Source organism: Pseudonocardia sp. ICBG601 (assembly GCF_020496245.1).
The window spans coordinates 15,193-40,007 of record NZ_JAHLJA010000092.1; the positions used below are offsets into that span (position 1 = coordinate 15,193).

The following is a 24,815-nucleotide window of genomic DNA, read 5'->3' on the forward strand; positions in this document are numbered from 1 at the left end:
CCGTCGTTCGGTGCTCACCTCCGAAGCGACGGTCGCCGCGCCGGCTCCGGTCGACACGCTCCGCGACCGTCGACGCCTGCGCTGGGCGGGCCGGCTCGGCCTCCTGGCGTTCGTGCTCGCCGTCGCGGTGCCCTTCCTGCCCGTGGTGCAGCACACGACCACGATCGTCTGGCCGTCGGCCGCCACCGGCACCGCCGACGTCAACTCGCCGCTGGTCGCGCTGCGCCCGGAGACGATGTCGGTGGTCGTCCCCGCCGACACGATCCGCAGCCTCGACGACCGCACCGACGGCACCGCCACGGTGCTGTCCACCGTCCCGCCGGAGTCGCCGGAGGGCGCACGCTCCGGGATGGTCCTGACCGTCGCCGACGGCCAGCTCGCGCTGGTCGACCGCGGCCAGCAGCTCGCCACGGCGCCGCTGCGGGCCGGCCCGTCGGAGGTCCGGATCACCTCCGAGGGCACGTCGACGACGATCGACCTGGGTGCCGGGGCGCAGACGTTCGAGGGGGACCTGAGGCCGCAGGTCGTGGGGATCTACTCCGACCTGGACACCGAGCTCGACCCGACCACGGGCACCGCGGTCCGGATCACCCCGGACACCCGCTTCGACACCAGCCCCTCGGTGTGGAAGACCGCCGCCACCGCGGTCGCCGCGGTGGCGTTGCTGGGCTCGCTGCTCGCGCTGGCCGGGGTCGACCGGCACCTGGGGCGCAGCCCGCACCGAGCCGGCCGCGACGCCATCGGCGGTCTCGCCGGCCGGTGGCCGCCGCGGCTGCGTCGCTGGTGGTCCCGCGCCCGGCCGCGACCGATCGACCTGATCGTCACCGTCGTGCTGGTCGGGTGGGCCGCGATCGGGGGCCAGACCTCCGACGACGGGTTCACCCTCGGCATCGTGCGCGACGTCCCGACCTCGGGCTACGTCGGCAACTACTACCGCTGGTACGACGCCGCGGAGGCGCCGTTCGGCTGGTTCTACGACCTCTACGCGCTGTGGGTGCGGGTCTCGGACTCGCTGCTCTGGCTGCGGCTGCCCTCGGTGCTGATGGGATCATGGCCTGGTGGCTGGTCTCCCGCGGGCTGCTGCCGCGCCTGGGCCGTCAGGCCCGCCGCTCCCGCGCCGCCACCTGGGCCGCGGGGATGGTGTTCCTGGCGTTCTGGATGGCCTACAACTCCGGGCTGCGTCCCGAGCCGGTCGTCGTCGTGTGCTCGCTGCTGGCGCTGGTCTGCGTGGAGCGGGCGCTGGCGCTGCAGCGGCTGCTCCCGATCGCGCTCGGCCTGTTCGCTGCCTCGATGGCGGTCGGGGCGAACCCGGCGGGGCTGATCGCGATCGCGCCGTTCATCGCCGGTGTGCGCCCGCTGTGGCACCTGCTCGCGGCCCGGATCCGGACCGTCGGCGCGGTACCGGTGCTGGCGCCGCTGCTGGCCTCGGGCACCGCCATCCTGATGATCGCCTGGGCCGACCAGAGTTGGGCAGCGGTGATCGACTCCACGCGGCTGCGGTCCGACATCGGGCCGGACTGGCCCTGGTACACCGAGATCGCCCAGCGCTACGCGCCGTTGTTCGAGGGGCTCGCGGACGGCTCCATCGCCCGCCGGTTCCCGATCCTGCTGGTCATCCTGTGTCTGCTGGCCTGCGTGGTCGTGCTGATCCGGCGCAACCGCATCCCGGGCGCCGCGCTCGGGCCCGCCCAGCGCCTCATCGGCAGCACCGTGATCGCGCTGCTGATCTTCGCGTTGACCCCGACGAAGTGGACCCACCACTTCGGCGATCTCGTCGGTCTGGGTTCCGGCATGGTGGCGCTGGCCGCGATCGCCACCGGCTCGGACGTCCTGCGCTCGCTGCGCAACCGGCTCGCGTTCCTGTCCGCGGTGTTCCTGGTGGCGGCGCTGTCCGCGGCCGGGCCGAACCTGTGGTGGTACACCAACAACTGGGGCGTGCCGTGGGCCGGTGAGCAGGTCACGGTCGTCGGCTACGAGCTCTCCACGATCCTGCTGCTCGTCGCGCTGCTGTTGGCCGCGGGCGCCGGGGTCGAGCACCTGCGCGGCATCCGCGAGCAGCGGCACCCCGACCAGCTCGCCGGCGTCGAACGGACGCTGGGCCGGATTCCGCTGGTGGGCCGCTGGGTCCGGGCCCGGGACTGGCGCCGCGACGCGTCCTCGGCGCTGCGGGCGACCCGGCGCCTGCGGCTCACCTCCGCGCCGCTGGCGGTGCTGTGCGGGCTGCTCGTCACGTTCAACGTGTGGTCGATGGTCTCGGCGATCCAGGACCGCTCCGGCACCTGGACGATGGGCGCCGACGCGCTGTCGCACCCGTTCGGCGGGTCCTGCGGGCTCGCCAGCCAGGTGTTCGCCGAGCGCCGGCCCGTCGACGGTGTGCTGCCCCCCGCCCCGGAACCGACCGGGATGGCCGCACCGGCCCGCTCCGGGCTGCTGCCGACCGTCGCCCCGCCGCCCCCGCCGGGGGAGCCGACCGCGACCCCGGCGCCGCTGCCGCCGGGTGTCGTCCCGGCGAACAGCCCCGACGCCCAGCTGCTCGACCCGAACAGCGGGGGCAGCGGCTTCGTCCGCAACGGCATCCCGCCGACCGGCGGCGGGACGGGGGCGTCCGGGTTCGAGTACGTGCTGTCCGGCGGCCTGGGCAGCGACGCGGCGCCGGCGTTCGGCAGCTACCTGCCCCACGGCGACCGCAACACCGGCACCCTGCGCACCCCCTGGGTGCTGCTCACCGCCGAACAGCGCGCCGGCAGCACGCCGTTGGTCGTGACCGCGGCCGGGCGCCTGGGCAACGGGAACCGGCTGACCATCCAGTACGCGACGCGGCTGTCCGACGGGCGGGTCCGCGTGGTCGAGCAGACCACCCTCGACGACGGGCGGGTGGAGGAGATGCCGTGGCGCGAGCTGCGGTTCGACCTGCCCGAGACCGCCCGCGCGGCGACCGAGGTCCGGATGGTCGTGCAGGACAATTCGCTCGGGGCGGACGGGTGGCTGGCGGTCGCACCGCTGCGCGCGCCGCAGCTGGCACCGCTGCCGCAGGTCGTGGGCAACCAGCCGATGTTCCTGGAGTACCCGGTGTCGCTGGCCAGCCCCTGCCTGCGCCCGTTCCGGACCTCCGGCGGGATCGCCGAGGTCCCGGCCTACCGGTTGCAGGCCGACGGCAGCCAGATGCGCGGCGACGGCGAGGGCTGGTCGTCCCCGCAGGCCGGCGGCCCGCTGGGCTGGATCACCGTGATCGGCAAGCAGACGGAGCTGCCCACCTACCTCGAGGGCGACCCCGGCCGGGACTGGGGGAAGGTGCAGGCGATCCAGCCGTACCGGCCGAACGCGGTCGCGCCGACCCTGGAACGTCGCGACGTCGACCGCTCCGGGCTCTACAGCTCCGGTCCGCTGCCGGCGCCGCCGCCGGGCATCCCGTCGCCGAGCCGGTGACGGGCCCCCGGGCCGTCGGGGGCCCGGGGGAGCGGGATCAGCCGCTGAACTCGACCGCGGGTGCCGCGGAGGGCTTCCTGCGCTTCGCGGGCGCCTCGGCCCGGGTCTCGGCCTCGGGGGTCGCCTCCGGGACGGCCTCGGCAGCGGGCGCCGGCGTGGCGGTGCTCGCCGCGCCGCCGTCCTGGGCCCGCCGGTGGGCCTCGACGACCTCGGACGGGATGCGGCCCCGCTCGGACAGCGTCCAGCCGTTCTCCCGGGCCCAGGCGCGCACGGCTCGGTTGTGCTCGCGGGTCGCGGTGTCCGAGCCGCTCGCACCGCTGCGTCGGGCGGTCTGCGCGGGCACTCCCGCATTGCGTCCGGTGCGTGGGGACCCCGCGGCGCGCGCGACCCCGAGGAACGGCGCGAGCGCCTCCCGCAGCGCCGCGGCGTTGTCCGCGGTCAGGTCGATCTCGAACCGGCGACCGTCGAGCCCGAAATCGACGGTCTCGGCGGCGTCGCCGCCGGTGATGTCGTCGACCAGCCGGATCGTCTCGACCTTCGCCACTGAGCCTTTCCCAACCTGTTTGTGCTGGTCAGGGGTGTGAGGTGCGTGGCTTGTCGTGAGATGGGTGGGGCTCCTGGTAGACGGATAGCTGTCGCGCCACCGCCTACCGAGGAGCCCCGCGTGTTGTCCTACCCATCCGGGATGTCGATGTCCACTCGCACGGTTCGTGTCCTGGCCGGGCTGCTGCGCGGACATCGTCGCCGGATCGGGACCCGGTGGCGGCTCCTGACCCCGGCCCGCCAAGCCCTGCTCGTGCTCGCGCACCTACGTAAGGGCGAGACCTACACCGACCTGGCCAGCGGATTCAGAGTCGGGAAGTCCACGGTGTCCCGGTATGTCGCCGAGGCGATCGGGCTGCTCGCTGCGCTCGCGCCGACCCTGGAGCAGGCCATCACGGTCGCGGCCGGGAAGGCGTTCGTGATCCTGGACGGGACGCTGCTGCGTATCGACCGGGTCGGCATGGGCTCGGGCTATGACCGGGCGTTCTATAGCGGGAAGCACAAGTGTCACGGGCTGAATGTGCAGGTCATCGCCGACCCCGCGGGTCGGCTGGTGTGGATCTCCCCGCCGCTACCGGGGGCACGGCACGACATGGGCGCTGCCCGGATCCACGGGATCATCGACGCGGTCAACACCACCGGGGTGCGGGCGGTCGCTGACACCGCCTACCAGGGCGGCGGTCCCGCGATCACCGTCCCGCACCGACGCCGACGCCGCGATCTCGACACCGGCCGGTACCGGCCCCTGTCAGCGAATCAGAAGGCCGTCAACGCCGCTCACGCCCGACGGCGGGCACCGGGTGAGCGGGTCAACGCCGAGCTGAAGAACTGGAAGATCCTCCGCAAGATCCGCTCCAGCCCCTCCCAGGCTGCTCAGCTCGTCGCAGCGATCCAGACCCTCATGATCACCACCGCCTGACCAGCACAAACAGGTTGGGAAAGGCTCACTGCAGTTCCTCCCGGTTCGCCGTCCCGGATTCACCCGGGGTCGCCGGAAGCATAACGACGAGGCTTCAGGAACCGTGGGCGCCCGGTCGGGCGGAACGCCGGACCTCGCGCGACCGGACGATGCTCGGCCTGGTCGGGCGCACCTCGCGGAGCGTCCCGATCAGGACGGCGAGGGCGATCAGGACAATGACCAGCACTACTGCGACGACTGCGCTCACGATGTTCTCCTCGCCGGTCGGTACGCGGCCACCCGCCGCCGGTGAAAGTGCGATGCACCGACGATAGGAGCGCGTCGAATGGGTCGGCGCGGTATTTGAGCAATTCTTGAGCAGGGCCGGCCGGGGGAGGACGGGGACGGTACACATGGAGATCGACACCGACGACCTGTCCGGGGCGGAGGTCCAGGGGTTCCTCGCCGGGCACGTCGCCGACATGCACACCCAGGGGCCGCCGGAGAGCACACACGCCCTGGACCTCGACGGGCTCCGCGGGCCCGGGGTGACCCTGTGGGTCGCCCGCGACGACGACGCCCTGCTCGGCTGCGGCGCGCTGAGCACGTTGGCGGCCGGGTCGGTGCCCGAGCACCCGGCCGCGGAGATCAAGTCCATGCGGACGGCCGAGCACGCCCGCGGTCGCGGTGTGGGCGCCGCGGTGCTGACCTGACTGCTCGACGCGGCGCGCGAACGCGGACACCGGGCGGTGTACCTGGAGACGGGCTCGGGGGAGTACTGGGCCCCGGCCCGGCGGCTCTACGAGCGTTTCGGGTTCGTCCGCTGCCCGCCGTTCGCCGACTACCCGGTCGATCCGTTGAGCGCGCATTACCGGCGCGAGGTGTGATCGGACCATCATGTGATCCCGCTCTCGCCCGGCTGCGAGATGTGATCTAGAATGCTCTACGAGCCGTAGAACACGGTGCCGACGCCGGACCGTTCGAGGGTCCTCCCACCCGGGCGTCGGGCCCCACCGCGCCGCCTCAGCGCCGGAGGTCCGTCCCCGGGGCGCGGGGACGGGAATGAGGGCCACGGGAATGACGGTCGAAGCGCGTCTGGTCAACGCCGACCTGCGCCGCAAGCGTTCGGTGGATCTGGCACAGCTGATCCACGAACGACACGGGGGACCGGTCACCGCGCTGCGCGCGGGACTGCTGGCCTACCCCTACCCGCAGCCGGTGCCCGACTGGCACAGTGTGCGGACCGTCGTCCCGGCGATGCGGGGGGCCGGCGAGCTGACGCTGGTGCCTCGACCTCGCCGGACACGAGCTCCCCGGCGGCCGGTGTGGGGATCTGGGAGCTCGCCGTCACCGGGTCGGAGCCGCTGGCGCGCGGCGAGGCCGAAGGCTGGGCACGGGCCGTGTTCGGGTACCGCTGCGCTCCGCTGGTGTACCGACGACCGACGCCGGACGGGCGGGTTGTTCCACCGCCCGACCGGCGTCGAGTTCGTCGTCTTCCACGGGGTGCACGGGCCGATGCACCCCTCCGACGTCGAGGCATACGGCGCGAACGCCTGTGCGTGAGCCTCAGAGCCGGAAGGAGCGCAGCCAGACGGTCTGCGCGGCCCGGCGGAGCGCCGACAGCACGTCCTCGGGCAGGACCTGGTCGGTGTCGGTCAGCACGTAGCCGAGGTCGCCACCCGTGGACAGCGCCTGCCCGACGATGTTGACGCCGGCGTCGGCCAGCAGCCGGTTGATGTCGGCGAGCACGCCCGGGGTGCTCGTGTGCAGGTAGGCGGTCCGGAACACCCCGGGCGGGTTCGGGGCGCTGACATTGGGCAGGTTGACCGACAGGGGAGTGGCGCCCAGTTGCACGAAGTCGAGCAGCTTGCGCGAGACGAACGCCCCGATGCCCTCCTGCGCCTCCTGGGTGGATCCGCCGATGTGCGGAGTGAGGATCACGTTGTCCAGGCCGCGCAACGGCGAGTCGAACCGGTCACCCTGGGCCTTGGGCTCGACCGGGAACACGTCGACGGCGGCACCCGCGATGTGCCCGGACAGGATGTTCTCCCGCAGCGCCAGCTCGTCGATGACCATGCCGCGCGAGGCGTTGATGAACATCGAGCGGGGCTTCATCCGGGCGAACTGCTCGGCGCCGAACAGACCGGCGTTGCCGGGGCGGCCGTCGACGTGGATGGAGACGACGTCGGACTCGGCCAGCAGGGCGTCCAGGCTCGGCATCCGCCGGGCGTTGCCGTGGGCGAGCCGGTCGGCGGTGTCGTAGAACACGACCTGCAGGCCGATGGCCTCGGCCATGTTGGACAGCTGGGTGCCGATGTTGCCGTACCCGACGATGCCCAGGGTGCGGCCGCGGATCTCGTGGGCACCCTTGGCCGACTTGTCCCAGACGCCCTCGTGCATCCGCTGGGTCTTCTCGGTCAACCGCCGCGCCAGGACGACGATCTCGCCGATGACCAGCTCGACGACGCTGCGCGTGTTGGAGTACGGCGCGTTGAACACCGCGATGCCGCGCTCGGCGGCCGCGGCGAGGTCGACCTGGTTCGTGCCGATGCAGAAGCAGCCGACGGCGAGCAGATCCTTCGCGGCGTCGAGCACCTCGGCGGTGATCGTGGTGTTGGAGCGGATGCCGAGCAGCTGCACACCGTCGAGCGCCTCGCGCAGTTCGTCGCCGCTGAGTGACCCGGGTCGGGTCTCGACCTCGAAGCCGTCGCGTCGGAACGCCTCGGCGGCGCCGGGGTGGATGTTTTCCAGCAGCAGGACCTTCACGTGTCCAACCTAGGACGCCGGGTGGCGCGGGGGTATCGGGGCCGGGGAGCGGGGCGTTCCGGAGTCGTCACGGGAGTGGAACGGGAGGCCCGGCGCAGCCACCTCCACCGCCCTCCGCCGGCGAACGGGCCTCTTCGACGCACCTGGGTCGTGATCGGGACGGGGCCGGAGAGGACTCAATCGAGAGCGTCTGAGTGCGAGTCGAGAAAGTCCACTACTGCAACGCTCGCTTCTTCCCTGCGTTCGAGGAAGTACGCATGCCGGGCGCCGTCGAACAGCGTCAGATGGGCACCGGGAATCCGGCCGGCGAGGCGGACGCCGTTCTCCACCGGAGTGAGCTGGTCAGCCGTCCCGTGTAGTACCAGTGTCGGTGCGTCCAACGAAGGCAGCTCCAACCACGTATTGAGGCTTATTCAGGGCCCGTGAAATAACGATCTAGCCCGGCGTGTCGGGTTGGGCGACAGCCCGTCCATCGCGAAGATTGGTTTGTCGAATCAATCCGAGATGAATGGGCTGTCGCAGTATGTACTATACCACTGGCTTTCGGCGTGATGAGATTCAGGATCTTGCCGCTCTGGTGCATGAGCAGGATCAGCGGAACGCGACTGGCCTGCGACGGCCTTGGCCGCCGATTCTGGGATTGTTCTGGTCGGTGGTGATCACGTTGGCGTATCTGCGCGGGAATCGTGTGCAGTGGGAGTTGGCGGAAACCTACGGGGTGTCGCAGTCGACGGTCAGTCGAGCGATCGCGGGGTGACACCGTTGCTGGCGCAGGCGCTGCGGAGTGTAGTTCCGACTGCGGAGGAGCTTCGTGCCGATCGGCAGTACATCATCGACGGAACCCTGCTGCCCTGCTGGTCATGGACCGCCGTACCAGGTCTGTGGTCGGGCAAGCATCGCACCACCGGCGTCGTCGTCCAGGTCGCAGCCACCCTGGAAGGGCAGCTGTCGTGGATCTCCGACCCGACCCCAGGCTCCCGACACGACCTACATTGCCTCGACCAATCCGGCGCCCTCGACCACCTCGCCACATACCCACCGATCGGCGATAAAGGCTACATCGGGCGCGGCATGCTCACCCCGTTCAAAAAACAACCCGGCCGGGAACTTCTCGACTGGCAGAAAACATTCAACAAGAGCCTCAACCGCACACGCGCCACCATCGAGCGAGTCATCGCCCATATCAAGTCGTGGAAAGTTCTCCACACAGACTACCGCCGACCCTACGCCACATTTAAAACGACGATCTCGGCAGTCATCGGACTCATCTTCTACGCACTTACCTGACGGAGCCTGAATAAGCCTCAAGGTTCTGCAGAGGCACCAACAGTATTCGAATCGTCGATGTTCGGCGCTCCTGGACAGGATTTCAGCCCCGCATGGTCGCGTTCGCTGAAGGCTGACTCTGAACGGCGCGCTGAGTGCCAGGATCGATGGTGTGTTGAACACCGTGGCGGTCTTGTCCGATGTCCATGGGGTCCTGCCCATGCTCGATGCCGTGCTGGCCGAGCCGGAGGTGAGGGCTGCCGACCTCGTGGTCGTCACCGGCGACCATGCCTCTGGTCCTCAACCGGTCGACGTGCTCGACCGACTCTCGGCGCTGGGGGAGCGGGTCGTTCTCGTGCGCGGCAACGCCGATCGTGAGCTGGTCGCGCTCGCGCGGGGTGAGCAACTCGATGTCCCGGACGCGGGTGACGACGTGGGCTGCCGAGCAGCTCTCGCCCGAGCACATCGACCTGTTGGCCGGACTGCCGCACCCGATCACGCTGGAGATCGAGGGATTCGGGCCAGTGACCTTCTGCCACGGAACACCGCGCGCCGACGACGAGGTCGTTCTCGTTGACACTCGCCTCGAGCGGTGGGCCGAAGCATTCGCCGGACTAGCCGACTCGGTCCGGACAGTTGTGTGCGGTCATACCCACATGCCGTTCGTCAGGTTGGTCGATCGGCGGCAGGTGATCAACCCTGGCAGCGTGGGCATGCCATACGGCCGTTCGGGCGGACACTGGGTGCTACTGCGCGCCGGAGGAGTCTCGATGCGGCGAACCATCGTCGACGTCGACGCAGCGTGCGCCCAGATCGTCGGGGAGTCGACCTTCCCCGACCGGCAGGACTGGGTTGACTACTTCGTTCGTGCCGCCGCCAGCGATGCGGAGGCGCTCACCACGTTCGCACCGGGCGATGACCGACACGCAGCAGGCTCAAGGTTGGTGAGGTGTCGGTCGTCGCCGCAGGAGCAGGTCTCGCCTCGGGAGTAGGCGGCCCGCTCGTACAGGAAGGCGTTGACGTAGCGCAGTCCAGGAACTCCGGGAGCAGGCCCTTGTCCTGGTTGAGGGCGACCACGGTGCCGGTTCTCCTGGCGGGGCCGCTGTCGTGCTACTCGCCGCCCATCGCTTTCCGGGCGTCGGGCGCCTGCTGCTGCGCGTCGTCCTCGACCTTCTCCACGGCTTCGGCCAGCTCCTCGCGAAGGCGGTCGACCCTCGCCTGGAAACCCGCCACCCGCGCCTGTCGCCGCCTGCGAATGATCAACTCGCCGATCGACAGCACGGCAACGACGCCGACCACTGCCGCGGCGACGATCCACCACTCCGAGAGCATCACGCGCCCGCCTTCCCGGTCCATGGCACGCCGGGCACCGGCTGGACACCAGGGCGGCCGTGCCGACGCCACCCACGAACGCCTGCCGGAACTGGGCGCGCTCGCCGGCGCCATGGCAGTCCTAGCAGATCGGGCGACGGGGCGCCGGGGTGGATCGCGGACCCTCCTCGCAGCACTCGAACTGTCATAACGTGCATTATCGGCTCAGCACTAAGAGCGTGTTTGGAAATTCTAGTGGGTTGAGGGTGTCGTGTGTTTCTGCTGGCGGGTGGCGGGGTATCCACGGGCGATGCGGCGGGTGATGGTGTTGATCGCGGCCCAGCGGATCATGGCTTCGGATGTGGTGGGGTGGCGTTCGTAGTCTCGGGCCAGGCGTCGGTGTGCGGTGAGCCAGGCCAGGGTCCGTTCGACCACCCACCTTCGTGGGAGGACGGTGAATCCGCGCTGCTCGGGTGGCTTGCGGATGATCTCGATCGTTGTCTGCAGGATCGTGGCGGCCCAGTCGAGCAGTCGCCCGGCGAAGCCGGCGTCGGCGTAGACGAACCGCACCCTGGTGCGCAGGTAGAGGTTGAGCAGGATCGGCTTGGCGCCGTCGCGGTCCTGTACCGAGGCCGAGCACACCATCGTGGTCAGCAGCAGACCGAGGGTGTCGGTCACGATGAACCGTTTCCGTCCGCCTGTCTTCTTCCCGGCGTCGTAGCCGCGGGAGTCCTGGCCGACGGTGTCGGCGCCCTTGACCGACTGGGAATCGATGATCCCCGCACTCGGCTCCGGATCACGGCCCTCGGCGATACGTAACTGCCCCCGCACGACCGGGAGGATCTTCTCGGTGACCTTCTGCTGTTCCCACTGGTTGAAGTACCAGTAGACGGTCTGCCAGGGCGGGAAGTCCACCGGCAACGCCCGCCAGGCACACCCGGTCCGCACGACATACAAGATCGCGTCCAGCACGTCCCGACGAGCATGAGCAACAGGCCGCCCCCGCCGCGCGAGCGGCGGTAACAACGGCTCGATCACCACCCACTGGGCATCACTGGTGTCCGAGGGGTACCGGCGCGGTCGTTCCTGCATGCCGACCACGATGGAGCACCCCAGCCGTGTCGACCATCCCGACACACCCACCATTTCCAAACACGCTCTAAGATGCCCCGGTGACTGCCGCCATCCATCATCTCGAACTCTGGACCCGGGACCTCGCCGGGACGGCGCCGTCGTTCCACTGGCCCCTCACCGGGCTCGGCTGGACCCTGCGTGGCGACGACTGGGACCACGGACGGATCTGGACCCATCCGTCGGGCGTGTACGTAGTCCTGGAGCAGTCGCCCGCCGTCCACGGCGTGCACGACCGCATGCGGCCGGGCCTGAACCATCTGGCCCTGACCGTGCCCGGTCGCGCCCGGCTCGACGCGCTGCGGGCGGACTGCGCAGCGCACGGGTGGTCCGAGCTGTTCGGCGAGACCTACCCGCACGCCGGCGGCCCGGACCACACCGCGCTGTTCCTGGAGAACGCCGAGGGCTTCGAGGTGGAGCTCGTCGCGCCCTGAGCGGACGGTGTCAGTTCCCGCGGCCGGTGGCGTCCTGCAGCTCGTCGATCCGCTTCGACGCCTCGGCCTTGGTGAGCCCGTCGAGATCGTCCGGGGCGTCCTGCCCGGCCTGCTGCAGCAGCGTCTCCAGGTACGACCGCTGCGGGCCGGTCATCGGCTCGTCGCCGGTCGTCCAGTCGGCGGGGTCCTTCTCGGCCGTACCGGGGTCGATGGCGTCGGTGCTGTGGTCGTTGGTCATGTGTCGAACATATCTTCGACCACCACTCCCCGCACGTCGAGCCGTCCCGCCGTCACCGGAACTGTCATAACGGGAACCCGGCCGGTGTCGGTGCCGGTCACTACGCTGCCGTCGTGCCCCTGGACGAGTACCGCCGCCGGCGCGACCCGCGGCGCACGCCGGAGCCGGTGCCCGAGCACGACTCCGGCCCGCCGGGCGCCGTCGGCGACCGGTTCGTCGTCCAGGAGCACCACGCGACGGCGCTGCACTGGGACCTGCGGCTCGAACGTGACGGTGTCCTGGCGTCGTGGGCGGTGCCCAAGGGGCTGCCGGAGGACTCCGAGACCGTCCGGATGGCGGTGCGCACCGAGGACCACCCCCTGGAGTACCTGGAGTTCTCCGGGGAGATCCCGCGCGGCGAGTACGGCGGCGGCCGGATGGCGATCTGGGACCAGGGTCGCTACGACACCGAGAAGTGGGACGACCGTGAGATCGCGTTCGTCCTGCACGGCGAGCGGGCCCGCGGCCGGTTCGTGCTGCTGCACCGGAGTTCCGGGGGGCGGAAGGACGGCTGGCTGCTGCGCCGCACCCGGGACCAGCCCGACGGCATGGGCGCCGGCGGCGACCCGCTCCCCCACGACATCGTCCTGGCCGTCCCCCGGTTCGCCGACCGCCTGCCGAGCGGGGACGGCTGGACGGTCTGCCCGGTGTTCGGTGGCCGGCGGGTGCTGGTGCGGTCCGACGGCGGCCGGCTGACCCTGCGCCCGGTGGACGACGAGGGTCGCCCCGGGGAGGCGTTCGACCCGCCGGGCGCGCTGCGGGGCCTGGGGCCCGTGCTGGGCGCCGGTGGGCACCTGCTCGACGCCGAGCTGACCGACCGGGGCGAGCTGTGGGTCGCCGACGTGCTGCACACCGGTGGCCGCGACGTCCGGGCCCTGCCGGTCGAGCAGCGGAGGGCACTGCTGGAGGAGCTGCCGCTGGACGGGCCGCACCGGCGCGCGGTGCCGTCGTACCCGAACGCGGGTGCCCGGCTGCTCGACGCGGTGCGGGACCAGGGGCTGCCCGGGGTGGTCGCCGTCCGGGCCGGTTCCGGGTACCCCGAGGGCGCGGGCGACGACTGGCGGGAGGTCCTGGTGGACGGCGCGAGCCGGAAGGCGGCCCGGCGCGGGTCTGCACAGCGCGGGTCTGCACAGCGCGCGGGGTACGGGCGGGCGGCGCTGTCCAACCCGGACAAGGTGCTCTACCCCGCCACCGGCACGACCAAGGCCGACGTGCTGGGGCACTACCTGGCCGTCGCCGAGGCGATGGTGCCGCACATCGAGGCCCGGCCGGCGACGCTGAAGCGCTGGCCGGACGGGGTGGAGGGGCAGTCGTTCTTCGAGAAGAACGTGGCCCGGCACGCCCCGGACTGGCTGCGCACCGCCCGCGTGGGGACGCCCGGCGGACGGTCGGAGTCCGCCGACTTCGCGGTGCTCTCCGACGCCGAGGGGCTGGCCTGGGCGGCGAACCTGGCGGCGCTGGAGCTGCACGTGCCGCAGTGGCGGCTCGGCCCGCGCGACGGGCGTCGCCCGCCGGACCGGGTGGTGTTCGACCTGGGCCCGGGCGAGGGCACGACCATCGTGGACTGCGCCCGGGTGGCGCTCTGGCTGCGAGACCTGCTCGACGGTCACGGTCTGCCGGTGTACCCGTCGACGTCGGGCGGGAAGGGGATGCAGCTCTACCTGCCGGTGCGGGTCACCGACCCGGAACGGACCAGCGGGTTCGCCCGTGAGGTGGCCGAGCGGCTTGCCGAGGAACATCGGCGCGAGGTGATCGCGGTGATGACCCGCGCGCGTCGCCGCGGGAAGATCTTCGTCGACTGGAGCCAGAACGCCACCGCCAAGACCACGATCGCCTCGTACTCGCTGCGCGGGCGCGAGCGCCCCACGGTGGCGACCCCGCTCACCTGGGCCGAGGTCGAGGGCTGTCGCGAGCCCGCCGACCTGGTGTTCACCCTCGACGACCTCCCGGCACGGCTGGACACCCACGGGGACCTGATGCGTCCCCTGATCGACACCCAGGGTTTCGTGCTCCCCCGTGGTGGGGTGATCGGGCAGGTGCCAGGCTGACCGCCGTGCACCACCCGTACCTCGACGGTCCGCACCCACGCGCCTACGCCCACCGCGGTTGGCACGTCGGGGAGCTCGCGGGTTGCGAGAACACCCTCGCCGCGTTCACCGCCGCCGCCGACCACGGTCTGCGCTACGTCGAGATGGACGTGCACGCCAGTGCCGACGAGGTGCCGTTCGTGCACCACGACCCGACGCTGGACCGCACCACCGACGGCACCGGCCGGATCGACGCGCGCCCCGCCGCGGAGCTCGACACCGTGCGGGTCACCGGGGCACATCGCACCGAGCCGCTGCCGCGGCTGGCCGAGGTGCTCGCCGCGCTGCCGGGGGTGCGGGTGACGATCGAGCTGAAGTCGGCCGAGGTCGTCGCGCCGACGCTGGCGGTGCTCGACGCCGCCGACGCCTGGGACCGGGTGTGCCTGGGCTCGTTCTCCGCCCGGTGGCTGAACGTCGCCCGGACGCTGGCCGGGGCGCGGCTGTGCACGTCGATGGGACAGGCCGAGGTGGTCGCGCTGCGGGCCCGAGCGTGGGGTGTCCCCGGCCGGCTGCTGCCGTCGCCGGCGGGGGTGTTCGCGCAGGTGCCACCGGCGTTCGGGCCGATCCCGGTGGCCTCGGACCGGCGGTTCGTCGAGGCGGCGCACCGGGCCGGGCACGAGGTGCACGTGTGGACGGTCGACGAGCCCGGTGAGATGCGACGGCTGCTGGCCCTCGGGGTGGACGGGCTGCTGTCCGACCGGCCGGACCGGCTGCTCGACGTCGTCGGGGGCTGACCGGGTGGGCGTCTGCGTAGATGATCGGAGGCCGGGTCCCGCGGGCGTCGATACGCTCGCGCCGTGACCGCCTCGACCGTCCCGACCGCAGAGCCGGCCCCGCCCCGCCGATCCCGGGTGTGGGCCTGGGGGCTGTGGGACTGGGGTTCGTCGGGGTTCCAGCACATCGCGCTGACCTTCGTGTTCTCGGTGTACCTGACCGACGCGGTCGGGGCGGACCTGCCCGGCCCGGTCAGCGCCAACAGCTGGCTGGCCTGGTCGACGGCCGCGGCCGGGGTGCTAATCGCGCTGATGGCGTCGGTGATCGGGCAGAGCGCGGACCGGACGGGCCGGCGGGTGCGTGCGACCGGGCTGTGGACGGCACTGGTCGTGCTCTGCATGGCCGGGATGTTCGCCGTCCGCGACGACTGGTCCTACCTGTGGCTGGGTCTGCTGCTGCTGGCCCTGGCGTCGATCTTCGTCGAGCTGGCGTACGTGTCCTACTACGCGCTGATGGCGCAGGTGTCGACGCCGGCGACGGTCGGGCGGGTGTCGGGATTCGGTTGGTCGCTGGGCTACATCGGCGGGATCGTGCTGCTGCTCGCGGTGTACGTGTTTCCTGCTGTCCGGCGACGGCGGACTGCTCGGCGTCCCCACCACCGACGGCCTCGACGTGCGGATCGCGGTGCTGGTGGCGGCGGTGTGGTTCGCGGTGTTCGCCGCGCCGATGTTCCTCCTGCTGCCCGAGACACCGCCGGCGACGCCGGACGCGCCGAAGCTGGGCGTCGTCGGCTCGTACCGCAGGCTCGTGGCCGACCTGCGCGAGCTGTACCGGACGAGCCCGCACACCGTGTACTTCCTCGGGGCGAGCGCGCTGTACCGGGACGGCCTCAACGCGGTGTTCGCCTTCGGCGGGGTCCTCGCCGTCACCGTGTACGGCCTGGAGCCGGGACAGGTGCTGATCTTCGGCGTGGCGATCAACGTGGTCGCGGCGCTGGGCTGCGTGGTGGGCGGCCGGCTGGGGCCCAAGGCCGTCGTCGTGGGGTCGCTGGCCGGCAGCGTCGCGGTGGGCGTGGTCCTGCTGTTCGTGTCCGGTCCGACCATGTTCTGGATCTTCGGGCTGGTGCTCGGGCTGTTCGTGGGGCCGGCGCAGGCGTCGTCGCGGTCGTACCTGCTGCGGGTCAGCCCGGCGCGGCAGGAGGGCCAGCTGTTCGGCCTGTACGCGACGACCGGGCGCGCGGTGTCGTTCCTGGCGCCGGCGCTGATCGGGGTGTTCACCTACGCGTTCGGCTCCGACCGGGCCGGGACGGTCGGGATCGTGCTGGTCCTGGCGGCGGGACTGGTCGCGCTGCTGCCGGTGCGCTCCCCCGACCGTGCACCGGTCCGGTCCGCCGTGTGAACACTCGTCGACGTGGACGTGAGCACCATCACACATGGCTGACACGTCACATCAGAGTGTGTAGATGGCGGCGATAGGGAACACTGGTCAATCGGGCGCAGAGCGGGTTACCGCGAGGTAACTCGAGCGGTCCGTTCTGCCCTGCCGCCGGAATATCCTAGCTCTACGCACGTTACACCCGGTGGCGGAGACGTAACCGTCGAGGTGCTCCCTCGACATCGCGCTACAGGAGGGTGACGCATGGCCGACCGCGTTCTGCGTGGCAGCCGGCTCGGGGCTGTCAGCTACGAGACGGACCGCAACCACGACCTGGCGCCGCGGCAGATGGTCCGTTATGTGTCCGAGTCCGGCTACGAGTTCCAGGTGCCGTTCGCGAACGACGCCGAGGCTCCCGCGACGTGGGAGTCCCCGCAGGGCGGCGTCGGTCGTCGGGTGGACGGGACCGAGCCGGAGCAGAAGAAGCAGAAGCCGCCGCGTACGCACTGGGACATGCTGCTCGAGCGCCGGTCGATCGCCGAGCTCGAGGAGCTGCTCGACGAGCGCCTGGAGCTGCTGCGCGAGCGGCGCGCCGAGATCGCCTGATCCCGGCCGCGCCACAGGCACATACCGGACCACCGCCCGGTGACCGCGGTGATCATGGAGCCCGGACCCCTCAGGGGGTCCGGGCTCCATGGCGTCCGGGCATGATGGCCGGCGATGAACGACACGCAGACCGGGACCGACCGCACCGCACGCCCCAGCCGGGCGGTCCGGGACCTCGCCGACGACCACGTCCGGCGTCTCACCGAGCTCGACCCGATCCTCGCCGGTGAGCTCGGCGGTACCGCGCGGCAGGACGAGCTGCCCGACCTGTCCCCCGACGGCACCGCCGCGCTCGTCGCCGTCTGCCGGGAGACCCTGGACCGGCTGGACGCCACCACGGGCGCACGGGAGCCGGCCGACCCCGACGAGCGTCGCTGCGCGCGGCTGCTGGGCGAGCGTCTCGGCGCCCAGCTCGACCACCTGACCTCCGGGGAGCCGCTGCGCGCGGTGCAGGAGCTCTTCGGCCCGCTGGCGACCCTGCGGACCGCGTTCACCCTCATGCCCGTCGACGGCGACGAGGACTGGGCCACCGTCGCCGCGCGGATGACCCGGGTCCCCGAGGCACTCGCCGGGTACCGGGCGTCGCTCGCGGAGGGATGCCGTCGCGGGCTGTTCGCCGCGCCGCGCCAGGTCGTGCGGGTGTGACCGAGCAGATCGACGCCTGGAACCGCGACGCGGGCGGCCGCGGCTGGTTCGCCGCGTTCGCCGCGGAGGCCTCCGTCGGTGACGCCGTGCGCGCCGACCTGGACCGCGGCGCCCAGGAGGCGACGACCGCGCTGGGCGAGCTGCGGGACTGGCTGGCCGCGGAGTACCTGCCCGCCGCGGAGGGGACCCCGGACGGCGTGGGCCCCGACCGGTACCGCATCGCGAACCGGTTCTGGAACGGCGCCGACATCGACACCACCGAGGCCTACGAGTGGGGCTGGTCGGAGTTCCACCGGATCCGCGCGGAGATGGCCGTCGAGTCCGCGCGGATCATGCCCGGCGGCAGCGTGCGCGAGGCGATGGAGCTCCTGGAGACCGACGGGGGCACGACCGGGGTCGTCATCGGCGGGGAGGCCGCCCGGGCGCACCTGCAGAAGATCATGGACGAGACGATCGCGGAGCTCGACGGCGTCCACTTCGACCTGTCCGGCCGGCTGCGGGAGGTCGAGTCACGGCTGGCGCCCGCGGGGAGTGCGACGGCGCCGTACTACACACCGCCGGCGCTGGACTTCTCCCGTCCGGGCCGCACCTGGCTGCCCCGCAGCGAGGACGACCGCTACCCGCTGTGGGACCTGATCAGCACCTGGTACCACGAGGGCGTCCCGGGTCACCACCTGCAGCTGGCGTCGTGGGCGGTGCGCAGCCGGGAGCTGTCGACGTTCCAGACGTCGCTGGTGGGCGCGGTGAGCGCCGACGTCGAGGGCTGGGCGCTCTACGCCGAGCTGCTGATGGACGAGCTGGGCCACCACACCGACCCGGGCTCGCGGCTGGGCTACCTCAACGCGCAGATGCTGCGCGCGGTGCGCGTCGTGATCGACCTGGGGATGCACCTGTCGCTGCCGATCCCCGACGACTCCCCGGTCGGGCCCGGTCTGCGGTGGACCCCGGAGCTGGGGCGGGAGTTCTTCGGCCGGCACGTCGGCGGCGGGGACGCGATGGCCGACTCGGAGCTGCTGCGCTACCTCGGCGGTCCGGCCCAGGCGATCGGCTACAAGCTCGGTGAGCGGGCCTGGCTGACCGGGCGGGAGCGGGCCCGGGCCGCGCACGCCGCGCGCGGCGAGGAGTTCGATCTGGCCGCGTGGCACGCCGCCGCGCTCGCGCAGGGCACCCTGGGGCTCGACGACCTGGTGCCGGAGCTGGCGGCCCTGCCGGCAGCGCGCGCCTGACGGCGCACCGGGGCGCCGCGCGCGGCTCAGCCGTGTGTGGCGCCCTCGGTGACCGGGCCCGCGGGGGTGCTGGGGGACGTCGCGGCCGAGCCGGTGCGACAGCCCCCAGCAGGTGACCCTCCACAGCGCCTCGGCGACGATGCCGCCGCTCATCTTGGAGGCGCCGCGCTCACGCTCGGTGAAGGTGATCGGGACCTCGCGGACCCGGAACCCGGCCTGCAGCGCCCGCCAGGCCATGTCGACCTGGAAGCAGTAGCCCTGCGAGGCGACCGAGTCCAGCTGCAGCTGCTCGAGCACCGTGCGCCGGTAGACCCGGTAGCCGCCGGTGATGTCCCGCAGCGGGACGCCGAGCGCGAGGCGGGAGTAGAGGTTGCCGCCGCGGGAGAGGACCTCGCGGTGCCAGGGCCAGTTCACGACACGCCCGCCGGGCACGTAGCGGGAACCGAGGACGGCGTCGGCGTCGGCCAGGGCCGCGAGCAGCGCGGGGAGGTCCTCCGGGGCGTGCGAGCCGTCGGCGTCCATCTCGACGACGACCTGGTGCTCGCCGGTCAGCGCGTGCCGGAAGCCGTCGAGGTAGGCGGCGCCGAGGCCGTCCTTGCCGGAGCGGTGCAGGACGCTGATCCGCTCGTCGGCGGCGGCGAGGGAGTCGGCGAGCTCGCCGGTGCCGTCGGGGCTGGCGTCGTCGACGACGAGGACGTCGGCGTCGGGCAGCGTGGCGTGCAGCCGCGCGACGGCGGGACCGAGGTTCTCCCGCTCGTCGTAGGTGGGAACCACGACCAGGACCGGGCCCGGCGGTTCGACCATGCTCGTCCTCTCCCCCGCCCGATCGGTGTCGACCGGACGACCCTACCCGTACGGACCGCACCTGTTCGGTCACCGCTCGTCGTGCTGTGGCCGAGCGCGGTCGTGCGGACAGCGTAGTGGAGCGGTGCGATCGCCCGACGCGGTGGCTTCTGCCACGGAACCGGACAGGGGATCGCACCCGGGCCCGGACGCGGTCGGCGCCGGGGCGGGGACGCGGTCGGTGGTCAGCGGGTCCCGGCGAGCAGGTGGGCGTTGCCCAGCGCCTCCAGGACGCCGCCGCCGACCCGGCCGCCGGTGTTCTCCCCGGGGAGGAACCACTCGTAGCCGTAGGTGGCGGCGAAGCTCTCCTCGTCGACCGAGTCGGGCGCGATCTGGCTGGCGTGGGCGAGCATCGCGGCCCGCTTGACGGCGAGCTCGGTAGGCCCGCCCCCGACGGCGACGGCGATCTCGGCGGTGACCCGGCCGTAGCCGACGCCGGCGGCGTGCGCGGCGCCGTGGACGAGGTGCCGGTCGCGCGCGGCCAGCGCCAGGTGCTCGCGGTCGACGGTCATCCGGTAGCCGTGGGCGCCGGTGAGTGAGCAGGCGATGGCGCCCGCGGCGTGCGCGGCGCGGTGGTCGGGGTGGCCGTAGATGCCGGCGTCGTCGTCGTGCAGGACGGTGCCCGCGCCCTCGGCGTCGACGATCTCGGCGACGGCGCGGCCGAGCGCAACCGGGTCGGCACCGGCGAGTGCCTGCGGGTGGCGCAGGCCCTCGCCACCGGGCAGGCCGGAGTCGCGGTGCCCGAGCAGCACCAGCCGGTGCACGCCGAGCAGCGCTGGCGGCGTCGGCGAGCTCGCGGCGGCGGCGGTCGGGGACGGTCTCGCCGGGCTCCAGCGGGAGCCGGGAGCCACCGAGGTCACCGCCGGTGGCCATGACGAGCACGACGCGGGCGCCGGCGTCGGCGAGACGGCGCAGGGTCAGGCCGGTGAAGATCGACTCGTCGTCGGGGTGGGCGTGGAGGGCCAGGACGGTCTGGCCGGAGAGGGTGTGCACCTGGTGATCGCTTCGCGTGCGGGGCCGGGGTGGCCGGTACGGACGTCGGTCCGGAGCGGGTCGGTACCCGGGCGGCGGGAGCGGTCCACGGACGGTGAGCCGGGACGGCGGTGTCAGCCGCGCGGGGACGGACCCCGACGACAGCGACACGCGGCGGCACGCACGGGGCGCGCGGCGGCGGTGGCGGTCGTCGGGTCGATCACGCGGGAGATGATGGCAGGGCCGCCGTCGCGGGTCCACACCGGGTCCCGCGACGGCGCTCACAGCGCTCGATCAGAGCTCGATCAGCCCTCGATCGGCGCTGGTCAGACCGTGCTCTTCGGCATGATCAGCCAGAGCGCCAGGTAGATGACGAACTGCGGGCCGGGCAGCAGGCAGGACAACACGAACAGGAACCGCACGGTGTTGCGGCCCAACCCGAAGCGGTCGGCCAGCCCGGCGCACACCCCGGCGATCACCTTCCCGTTGCGGGGACGGACGAGGCGCTGGGACACGGGCATGTTCACGGGTGCTCCTTGGTGGTGCGGATCGGACCTCCCCCACCTTGGCACCACCGGGCCCCCGCGCGCTCGGGGAACACCCCGACGGTGACCCCGAACGCACCCGGAGACCCCGCAGGCGGCGCTACAGGACAGCGCTACAGGACGACGAGGTCGCGGGCGGTGGTGTTGAGCCGCTCCACGCCGTCGGCGGTGACGACAACGATGTCCTCGATCCGGGCGCCCCACCTGCCGGCCTGGTAGATGCCGGGCTCGACGGAGAAGGTCATGCCCTCGGCGAGGACGAGGTCGTTGCCGTCGACGATGTAGGGCTCCTCGTGCACGTCGAGCCCGATGCCGTGCCCGGTGCGGTGGATGAAGTGCTCACCGTGCCCGGCGGCGGCGATGTGCTCGCGGGCGGCGCGGTCGATGTCGGCCGCGGTGGCGCCGGGCCGGACCGCGGCGACGGCGCGCTCCTGGGCCTCCTGCAGCACCGCGTAGGTCTCCTTGACCTCCGCGCCGGGCTCGCCGCCGACGGCGTAGGTGCGGGTGCAGTCGGAGTTGTAGCCGCCGGGGAGCGGACCACCGATGTCGATGACGACGACGTCGCCGGGCTCGATCACGCGGTCGGAGACGTCGTGGTGCGGGCTGGCGCCGTTGGGTCCGGAGCCGACGATGACGAACGCGGCCTCGGTGTGGCCCTCGGCGACGATCGCGGCGGAGATGTCCGCGCCGACCTCGGCCTCGGTGCGGCCGGGGCGCAGGAACTCGCCCATCCGCCGGTGCACCCGGTCGATGGCGGCGCCGGCCTCGCGCAGGCGGTCGATCTCGGCCGGGTCCTTGCGCATGCGCAGCTCGCGCAGCACGGTGCCGCCGAGGTACTGCGGGACGTCGGGGAAGGCGTGACGCAGGCCGAGGACGTGGCGGGCGGGCATGTCGTCGTCGACCGACATCCGGGTTGGGCCGCCGGCGAGGTCACTGACCAGCAGGTACGGGTCCTCCCCGTCGGTCCAGGTGACCAGGTCGATGCCGAGGGCCTCCAGCGGCACACCGGCGAACCCCGGCGCCTCCAGCGACGGGACGACGAGCGCGGGCGGCGCCCGGTGCCCGGCGGCCGGGACGATCAGACAGGTGAGGCGCTCGTGCGAGGACCCGTCGAACCCGGTCAGGTAGCGCAGGTCGGTTCCCGGGGTCAGGAACAGCACGTCGGAGCCCTGCTCGGCGGCGTGCTCGCCGGCACGGCGCAGCCGGTCGGCGAACAGCTCGGTGGGGACGGCATCGGTCATGACCGTGAGCGTAGGCGGGCACGGGGGGTACACGACCGCCACCCGGAGCACCGCGGCGTGGGCCGGGCGGCGGCCGGCGCGCGGCCGCGGACGCGCTGCGTGACCGGACGCCTGCGGAGCCGGTCGGCGGGTCAGTCGGTGTCGAGGGCGGTGGGGTGGCGCCGTGACGGTCCCGGCGAGCTCGACGAGCTTGACGTTCAGGTCCTGGGAGGTTCGGCGGAGCACGTCGAAGGCCTCGTCGGCGGTGAGTCCGCGGCGCGCCATCAGGATGCCCTTGGCCTGGCCGATCCACGTCGCGCGAGACGATGGCCTGGCGCAGCTGGGTCTCCTGGAGCGCGGAGCTGGACACGGCGACGCAGGTGGCCAGGGCCAGCGACGCGTGCGTGGCGAGCAGCATGAGGCGGTCGCGGTCCTCGGGGTGAACGCGTGCCGCTCGGTGGCGTAGACGTTGAGCGCGCCGGGCAGCCGCGGCGGCTCGGCGTTGGGGATGAGCGAGACCGCCAGACACGAGTGGTAGCCGTGCCCGACGGCGGCACGGGGCGAAGTCGGGCCAGCGGGTCTCGGCGGTGAGGTCGTCGGAGAAGGCCAGCGCGGGGCCGTCCGCGCGGGCGGCCTCGACACAGGGTCCGAGGCCACTGGCGTACTGGGCCTCGTCGATCGACGAGGCGGCGGGGTCGGTCTCGACGGGGGTGTGGAAGCGGCCGTCCTCGTCGCGGAGGGTGACGCTGACCATGTCCGCGCCGGGCACGACCCGGCGGACCGCCGCGACGATCCGGGCGAGGACGTCGGCGACCGAGCCGGAGGCGAGCAGGGCGGTGGTGAGGGGCGGTGAACTCGCGGGCGAGCGGGACCGGTCTCGGCGAGGGCGGCCTCGGCGGGCCCCGCCGCGCTGCTCGGGGCCACGAAGAGGGCGCGCTCGGCGCTCCAGTCCTCGTCTCCCGCGGCGGCCGCCGCAGGTCCGCTGCTCGTAGTGGTTCCGCTGTTCTCCACGAGCACTTCTGCACGGTCCGGCCGGTCCGACGCCCCCCCGGGTACGGCGACGGTGCCAGACTCTCGGCCAATGAGTGAGCGCCCGTGATGCTGCTGGACTCCGCGAGCATGTACTTCCGTGCCTACTTCGGCGTCCCGGGAGAGCGTCACCTGCCCCCGGACGGGACGCCGGTGAACGCCGTCCCGCGGGTTCACCGACATGATCGCGCGGCTGGTCACCGAGCACCGCCCGGCGCGGCTGGTGGCCTGCCTGGACCTGGACTGGCGGCCGGCGTTCCGGGTGTCGGCGCTGCCGTCGTACAAGGCGCACCGGGTGGAGGCGGGCCGGGCGGGGACGAGGTCCCGCCGGGGTGTGCCCGAGGAGGTGCCGGACACGCTCGCCCCGCAGGTGCCGCTGATCATGGAGGTCCTGGCGGCGGCCGGGATCGCACCGGCGGGGCCGCGGGCTGCGAGGCCGACGACGTGATCGGGACCCTGGCCACCGCGAGGCCGTCGACCCGGTGCTGGGGGGTGTCCGGGGACCGGGACCTCATGCAGATCGTGCGCGACGCCCCGCCGGTGCGGCTGCTCTACATCGGCCGCGGGCTGAACAAGGCCGAGAACCTGGGCCGGACGACGTCGCGGCGAAGTTCGGGGTGCCGCGGGAGCGGGCGGTGCCGCCTACGCGGAGATGGCGATGCTGCGCGGGGACCCCTCCGACGGCTGCCCGCGTGCCCGGGGTCGGCGCGAAGACCGCGCGACGACTGGTGGGCCGGTTTCGGTTCGTGGGCGGAGCTGCTGGCCGCCGTCGGCGACGGCGACCCCCGGATCGGCGCCGGGCCGCGGGCAAGCTGGCCGCGGCGCGGGACTACCTCGACGTCGTCGAGCCGGTGGTGGCGGGTGCGGACCGACGCCGAGGTGGACCTCAGCCGCGACGACGCGCTCCCGGTGGCGTTCGCCGACCCGGACCGGCTCGACGAGCTGGCGGTGCGGTGGGGTCTGGAGTCCTCGGTGGGGCGGCTGCGCAAGGCCCTCGACGCGGCGGCGGCGTCGTGACCCGCCACGACCAGGACGACCACGACCACTGCCTGCCGGTCCCGCCGTCGTCGGCGTACGACGAGGCGGTGGCCCGGGAGACCGCGGTACGCGCGGCGGGGCCGAGCCGATCACCTCCCCGTACGATGGCGCCCCCGCCGCGGTGCGCGACGCGGCGGCGTCCGCGGTCGACGGGCTGCGGGACGAGCTGCTGGCGCTGTCGCACGACCTGCACGCCCACCCCGAGACCGCGTTCTCCGAGCACCGCTCCGTCGCCGCGGTGGCCGCGCTGCTGGCCGGGTACGGGATCGACGCGGCCGTCGGGGTGCACGGGCTGGACACGGCGCTGCGGGCGCCCCTCGGCTCCGGAGAGGGCCCGACGGTAGCGGTGCTCGCCGAGTACGACGCGCTGCCCGGCATCGGGCACGCCTGCGGGCACAACGTGATCTGCGCGGCCGCGGTGGGGGCGTTCCTGGCGCTCGCGCGGGTGCTCGCGGCGCACCCGG

At 72.8% G+C, this 24,815-nt stretch carries 23 protein-coding genes and 7 pseudogenes; 18 read left to right on the forward strand and 12 right to left on the reverse strand.

All coding sequences use genetic code 11. From position 1 onward, the window contains the following. Positions 1-81: 81 nt before the first annotated feature. Positions 82-3,426: pseudogene (locus KPL57_RS24570) on the forward strand (arabinosyltransferase domain-containing protein); the annotation flags it as partial. 37 nt (positions 3,427-3,463) lie between these two features. Here the strand turns inward: KPL57_RS24570 and KPL57_RS24575 are convergent. Then, positions 3,464-3,970, reverse strand: coding sequence for an Lsr2 family protein (locus KPL57_RS24575; RefSeq protein WP_308187960.1), 507 nt, complete (start codon positions 3,968-3,970; stop codon positions 3,464-3,466). Positions 3,971-4,090: 120 nt separating this feature from the next. On the opposite strand from KPL57_RS24575, the gene KPL57_RS24580 reads away from it, so the two are divergent. Continuing rightward, positions 4,091-4,888, forward strand: a complete 798-nt coding sequence (locus tag KPL57_RS24580; RefSeq protein ID WP_226351139.1) for a transposase family protein — start codon at positions 4,091-4,093, stop codon at positions 4,886-4,888. Positions 4,889-4,982: 94 nt separating this feature from the next. On the opposite strand, the gene KPL57_RS24585 is transcribed toward KPL57_RS24580, so the two are convergent. After that, on the reverse strand, positions 4,983-5,135 hold the full coding sequence (locus KPL57_RS24585; RefSeq protein ID WP_226353337.1) for a hypothetical protein: 153 nt from the start codon (positions 5,133-5,135) through the stop codon (positions 4,983-4,985). A gap of 145 nt (positions 5,136-5,280) precedes the next feature. Between KPL57_RS24585 and KPL57_RS24590 the strand changes: the two genes are divergently transcribed. The 3 genes from KPL57_RS24590 (at position 5,281) to KPL57_RS24600 (ending at position 6,430) form a co-directional block, all read left to right on the forward strand. Next, positions 5,281-5,580 (forward strand): GNAT family N-acetyltransferase, encoded by a 300-nt coding sequence (locus tag KPL57_RS24590; RefSeq protein WP_226353338.1) that lies wholly within the window; start codon positions 5,281-5,283, stop codon positions 5,578-5,580. Positions 5,581-5,616: 36 nt separating this feature from the next. After that, positions 5,617-5,754, forward strand: coding sequence for a hypothetical protein (locus KPL57_RS24595; RefSeq protein WP_226353339.1), 138 nt, complete (start codon positions 5,617-5,619; stop codon positions 5,752-5,754). Positions 5,755-5,944: 190 nt separating this feature from the next. Then, positions 5,945-6,430 carry a hypothetical protein gene (locus KPL57_RS24600; protein ID WP_226353340.1) on the forward strand — a complete coding sequence of 162 codons (486 nt, stop codon included), beginning with the start codon at positions 5,945-5,947 and terminating at the stop codon, positions 6,428-6,430. A 3-nt stretch (positions 6,431-6,433) separates the two neighbouring features. Here the strand turns inward: KPL57_RS24600 and serA are convergent, their stop codons facing one another. Then, positions 6,434-7,633 (reverse strand): phosphoglycerate dehydrogenase, encoded by a 1,200-nt coding sequence (gene serA / locus KPL57_RS24605; protein WP_226353341.1) that lies wholly within the window; start codon positions 7,631-7,633, stop codon positions 6,434-6,436. A gap of 176 nt (positions 7,634-7,809) precedes the next feature. After that, a complete protein-coding gene (locus tag KPL57_RS24610; protein ID WP_226353342.1) occupies positions 7,810-8,028 on the reverse strand; it encodes an alpha/beta fold hydrolase in 219 nt (72 codons plus the stop codon). A 128-nt stretch (positions 8,029-8,156) separates the two neighbouring features. Here KPL57_RS24610 and KPL57_RS24615 point away from each other — a divergent pair, with 128 nt between their 5' ends. The 4 genes and pseudogenes from KPL57_RS24615 to KPL57_RS67205 all read left to right on the forward strand — a co-directional run bounded on the left by KPL57_RS24615 (position 8,157) and on the right by KPL57_RS67205 (position 9,891). Beyond that, positions 8,157-8,390, forward strand: coding sequence for a hypothetical protein (locus KPL57_RS24615; protein ID WP_226353343.1), 234 nt, complete (start codon positions 8,157-8,159; stop codon positions 8,388-8,390). Next, positions 8,387-8,920 carry a transposase family protein gene (locus tag KPL57_RS24620; RefSeq protein WP_226353344.1) on the forward strand — a complete coding sequence of 178 codons (534 nt, stop codon included), beginning with the start codon at positions 8,387-8,389 and terminating at the stop codon, positions 8,918-8,920. The genes KPL57_RS24615 and KPL57_RS24620 overlap by 4 nt, the downstream gene beginning before the upstream one ends. Before the next feature lie 199 nt (positions 8,921-9,119). Continuing rightward, positions 9,120-9,242: pseudogene (locus KPL57_RS70130) on the forward strand (metallophosphoesterase); the annotation flags it as partial. Positions 9,243-9,297: 55 nt separating this feature from the next. Then, the gene (locus KPL57_RS67205) at positions 9,298-9,891 is read left to right on the forward strand and encodes a metallophosphoesterase family protein (RefSeq protein ID WP_308252988.1); all 594 of its coding nucleotides are present in this window, start codon (positions 9,298-9,300) and stop codon (positions 9,889-9,891) included. Between the two features lie 118 nt (positions 9,892-10,009). On the opposite strand, the gene KPL57_RS24630 is transcribed toward KPL57_RS67205, so the two are convergent. Beyond that, positions 10,010-10,234, reverse strand: a complete 225-nt coding sequence (locus KPL57_RS24630) for a hypothetical protein (protein ID WP_226353345.1) — start codon at positions 10,232-10,234, stop codon at positions 10,010-10,012. 212 nt (positions 10,235-10,446) lie between these two features. After that, positions 10,447-11,356: pseudogene (locus tag KPL57_RS24635) on the reverse strand (IS5 family transposase); the annotation flags it as partial. A gap of 26 nt (positions 11,357-11,382) precedes the next feature. On the opposite strand from KPL57_RS24635, the gene KPL57_RS24640 reads away from it, so the two are divergent. After that, on the forward strand, positions 11,383-11,775 hold the full coding sequence (locus KPL57_RS24640) for a VOC family protein (RefSeq protein ID WP_226353346.1): 393 nt from the start codon (positions 11,383-11,385) through the stop codon (positions 11,773-11,775). Between the two features lie 10 nt (positions 11,776-11,785). Here KPL57_RS24640 and KPL57_RS24645 read toward each other — a convergent pair whose 3' ends face one another. Continuing rightward, a complete protein-coding gene (locus tag KPL57_RS24645) occupies positions 11,786-12,013 on the reverse strand; it encodes a DUF3072 domain-containing protein (protein ID WP_226353347.1) in 228 nt (75 codons plus the stop codon). Positions 12,014-12,126: 113 nt separating this feature from the next. Here KPL57_RS24645 and ligD point away from each other — a divergent pair, with 113 nt between their 5' ends. The 5 genes and pseudogenes from ligD (at position 12,127) to KPL57_RS24675 (ending at position 18,704) form a co-directional block, all read left to right on the forward strand. Beyond that, positions 12,127-14,100, forward strand: a complete 1,974-nt coding sequence (gene ligD / locus KPL57_RS70135; RefSeq protein ID WP_308252989.1) for a non-homologous end-joining DNA ligase — start codon at positions 12,127-12,129, stop codon at positions 14,098-14,100. A gap of 5 nt (positions 14,101-14,105) precedes the next feature. After that, the gene (locus KPL57_RS24660) at positions 14,106-14,873 is read left to right on the forward strand and encodes a glycerophosphodiester phosphodiesterase (RefSeq protein WP_226353348.1); all 768 of its coding nucleotides are present in this window, start codon (positions 14,106-14,108) and stop codon (positions 14,871-14,873) included. Between the two features lie 652 nt (positions 14,874-15,525). Continuing rightward, entirely contained in the window at positions 15,526-16,251 is a 726-nt protein-coding gene (locus KPL57_RS24665) for an MFS transporter (protein ID WP_226353349.1), read from the forward strand. Positions 16,252-16,491: 240 nt separating this feature from the next. Next, on the forward strand, positions 16,492-16,833 hold the full coding sequence (locus tag KPL57_RS24670) for an RNA polymerase-binding protein RbpA (protein ID WP_020627709.1): 342 nt from the start codon (positions 16,492-16,494) through the stop codon (positions 16,831-16,833). Positions 16,834-16,947: 114 nt separating this feature from the next. Further along, positions 16,948-18,704, forward strand: a pseudogene (locus tag KPL57_RS24675) (DUF885 domain-containing protein). 87 nt (positions 18,705-18,791) lie between these two features. On the opposite strand, the pseudogene KPL57_RS24680 reads toward KPL57_RS24675, so the two are convergent. The 5 genes and pseudogenes from KPL57_RS24680 to KPL57_RS70140 form a co-directional block, all read right to left on the reverse strand. Then, a pseudogene (locus tag KPL57_RS24680) lies at positions 18,792-19,508 on the reverse strand (polyprenol monophosphomannose synthase); the annotation flags it as partial. Between the two features lie 69 nt (positions 19,509-19,577). Beyond that, positions 19,578-20,804 (reverse strand): PIG-L deacetylase family protein, encoded by a 1,227-nt coding sequence (locus tag KPL57_RS72640; RefSeq protein WP_374203779.1) that lies wholly within the window; start codon positions 20,802-20,804, stop codon positions 19,578-19,580. A 41-nt stretch (positions 20,805-20,845) separates the two neighbouring features. Then, a complete protein-coding gene (locus tag KPL57_RS24690; protein ID WP_043276904.1) occupies positions 20,846-21,040 on the reverse strand; it encodes a PspC domain-containing protein in 195 nt (64 codons plus the stop codon). 137 nt (positions 21,041-21,177) lie between these two features. Then, a complete protein-coding gene (locus tag KPL57_RS24695) occupies positions 21,178-22,305 on the reverse strand; it encodes a Xaa-Pro peptidase family protein (protein ID WP_226353352.1) in 1,128 nt (375 codons plus the stop codon). Positions 22,306-22,533: 228 nt separating this feature from the next. Then, a pseudogene (locus tag KPL57_RS70140) lies at positions 22,534-23,496 on the reverse strand (ANTAR domain-containing protein); the annotation flags it as partial. On the opposite strand from KPL57_RS70140, the gene KPL57_RS70145 reads away from it, so the two are divergent. The 3 genes and pseudogenes from KPL57_RS70145 to KPL57_RS24710 form a co-directional block, all read left to right on the forward strand. After that, positions 23,495-23,761 (forward strand): hypothetical protein, encoded by a 267-nt coding sequence (locus KPL57_RS70145; protein WP_308252990.1) that lies wholly within the window; start codon positions 23,495-23,497, stop codon positions 23,759-23,761. The pseudogene KPL57_RS70140 and the gene KPL57_RS70145 overlap by 2 nt on opposite strands. After that, complete coding sequence (locus KPL57_RS70150; protein ID WP_308252991.1) at positions 23,758-24,330, forward strand: hypothetical protein; 573 nt, start codon at positions 23,758-23,760, stop codon at positions 24,328-24,330. The genes KPL57_RS70145 and KPL57_RS70150 overlap by 4 nt, the downstream gene beginning before the upstream one ends. 142 nt (positions 24,331-24,472) lie before the next feature. Beyond that, positions 24,473-24,815, forward strand: a pseudogene (locus KPL57_RS24710) (amidohydrolase); the annotation flags it as partial.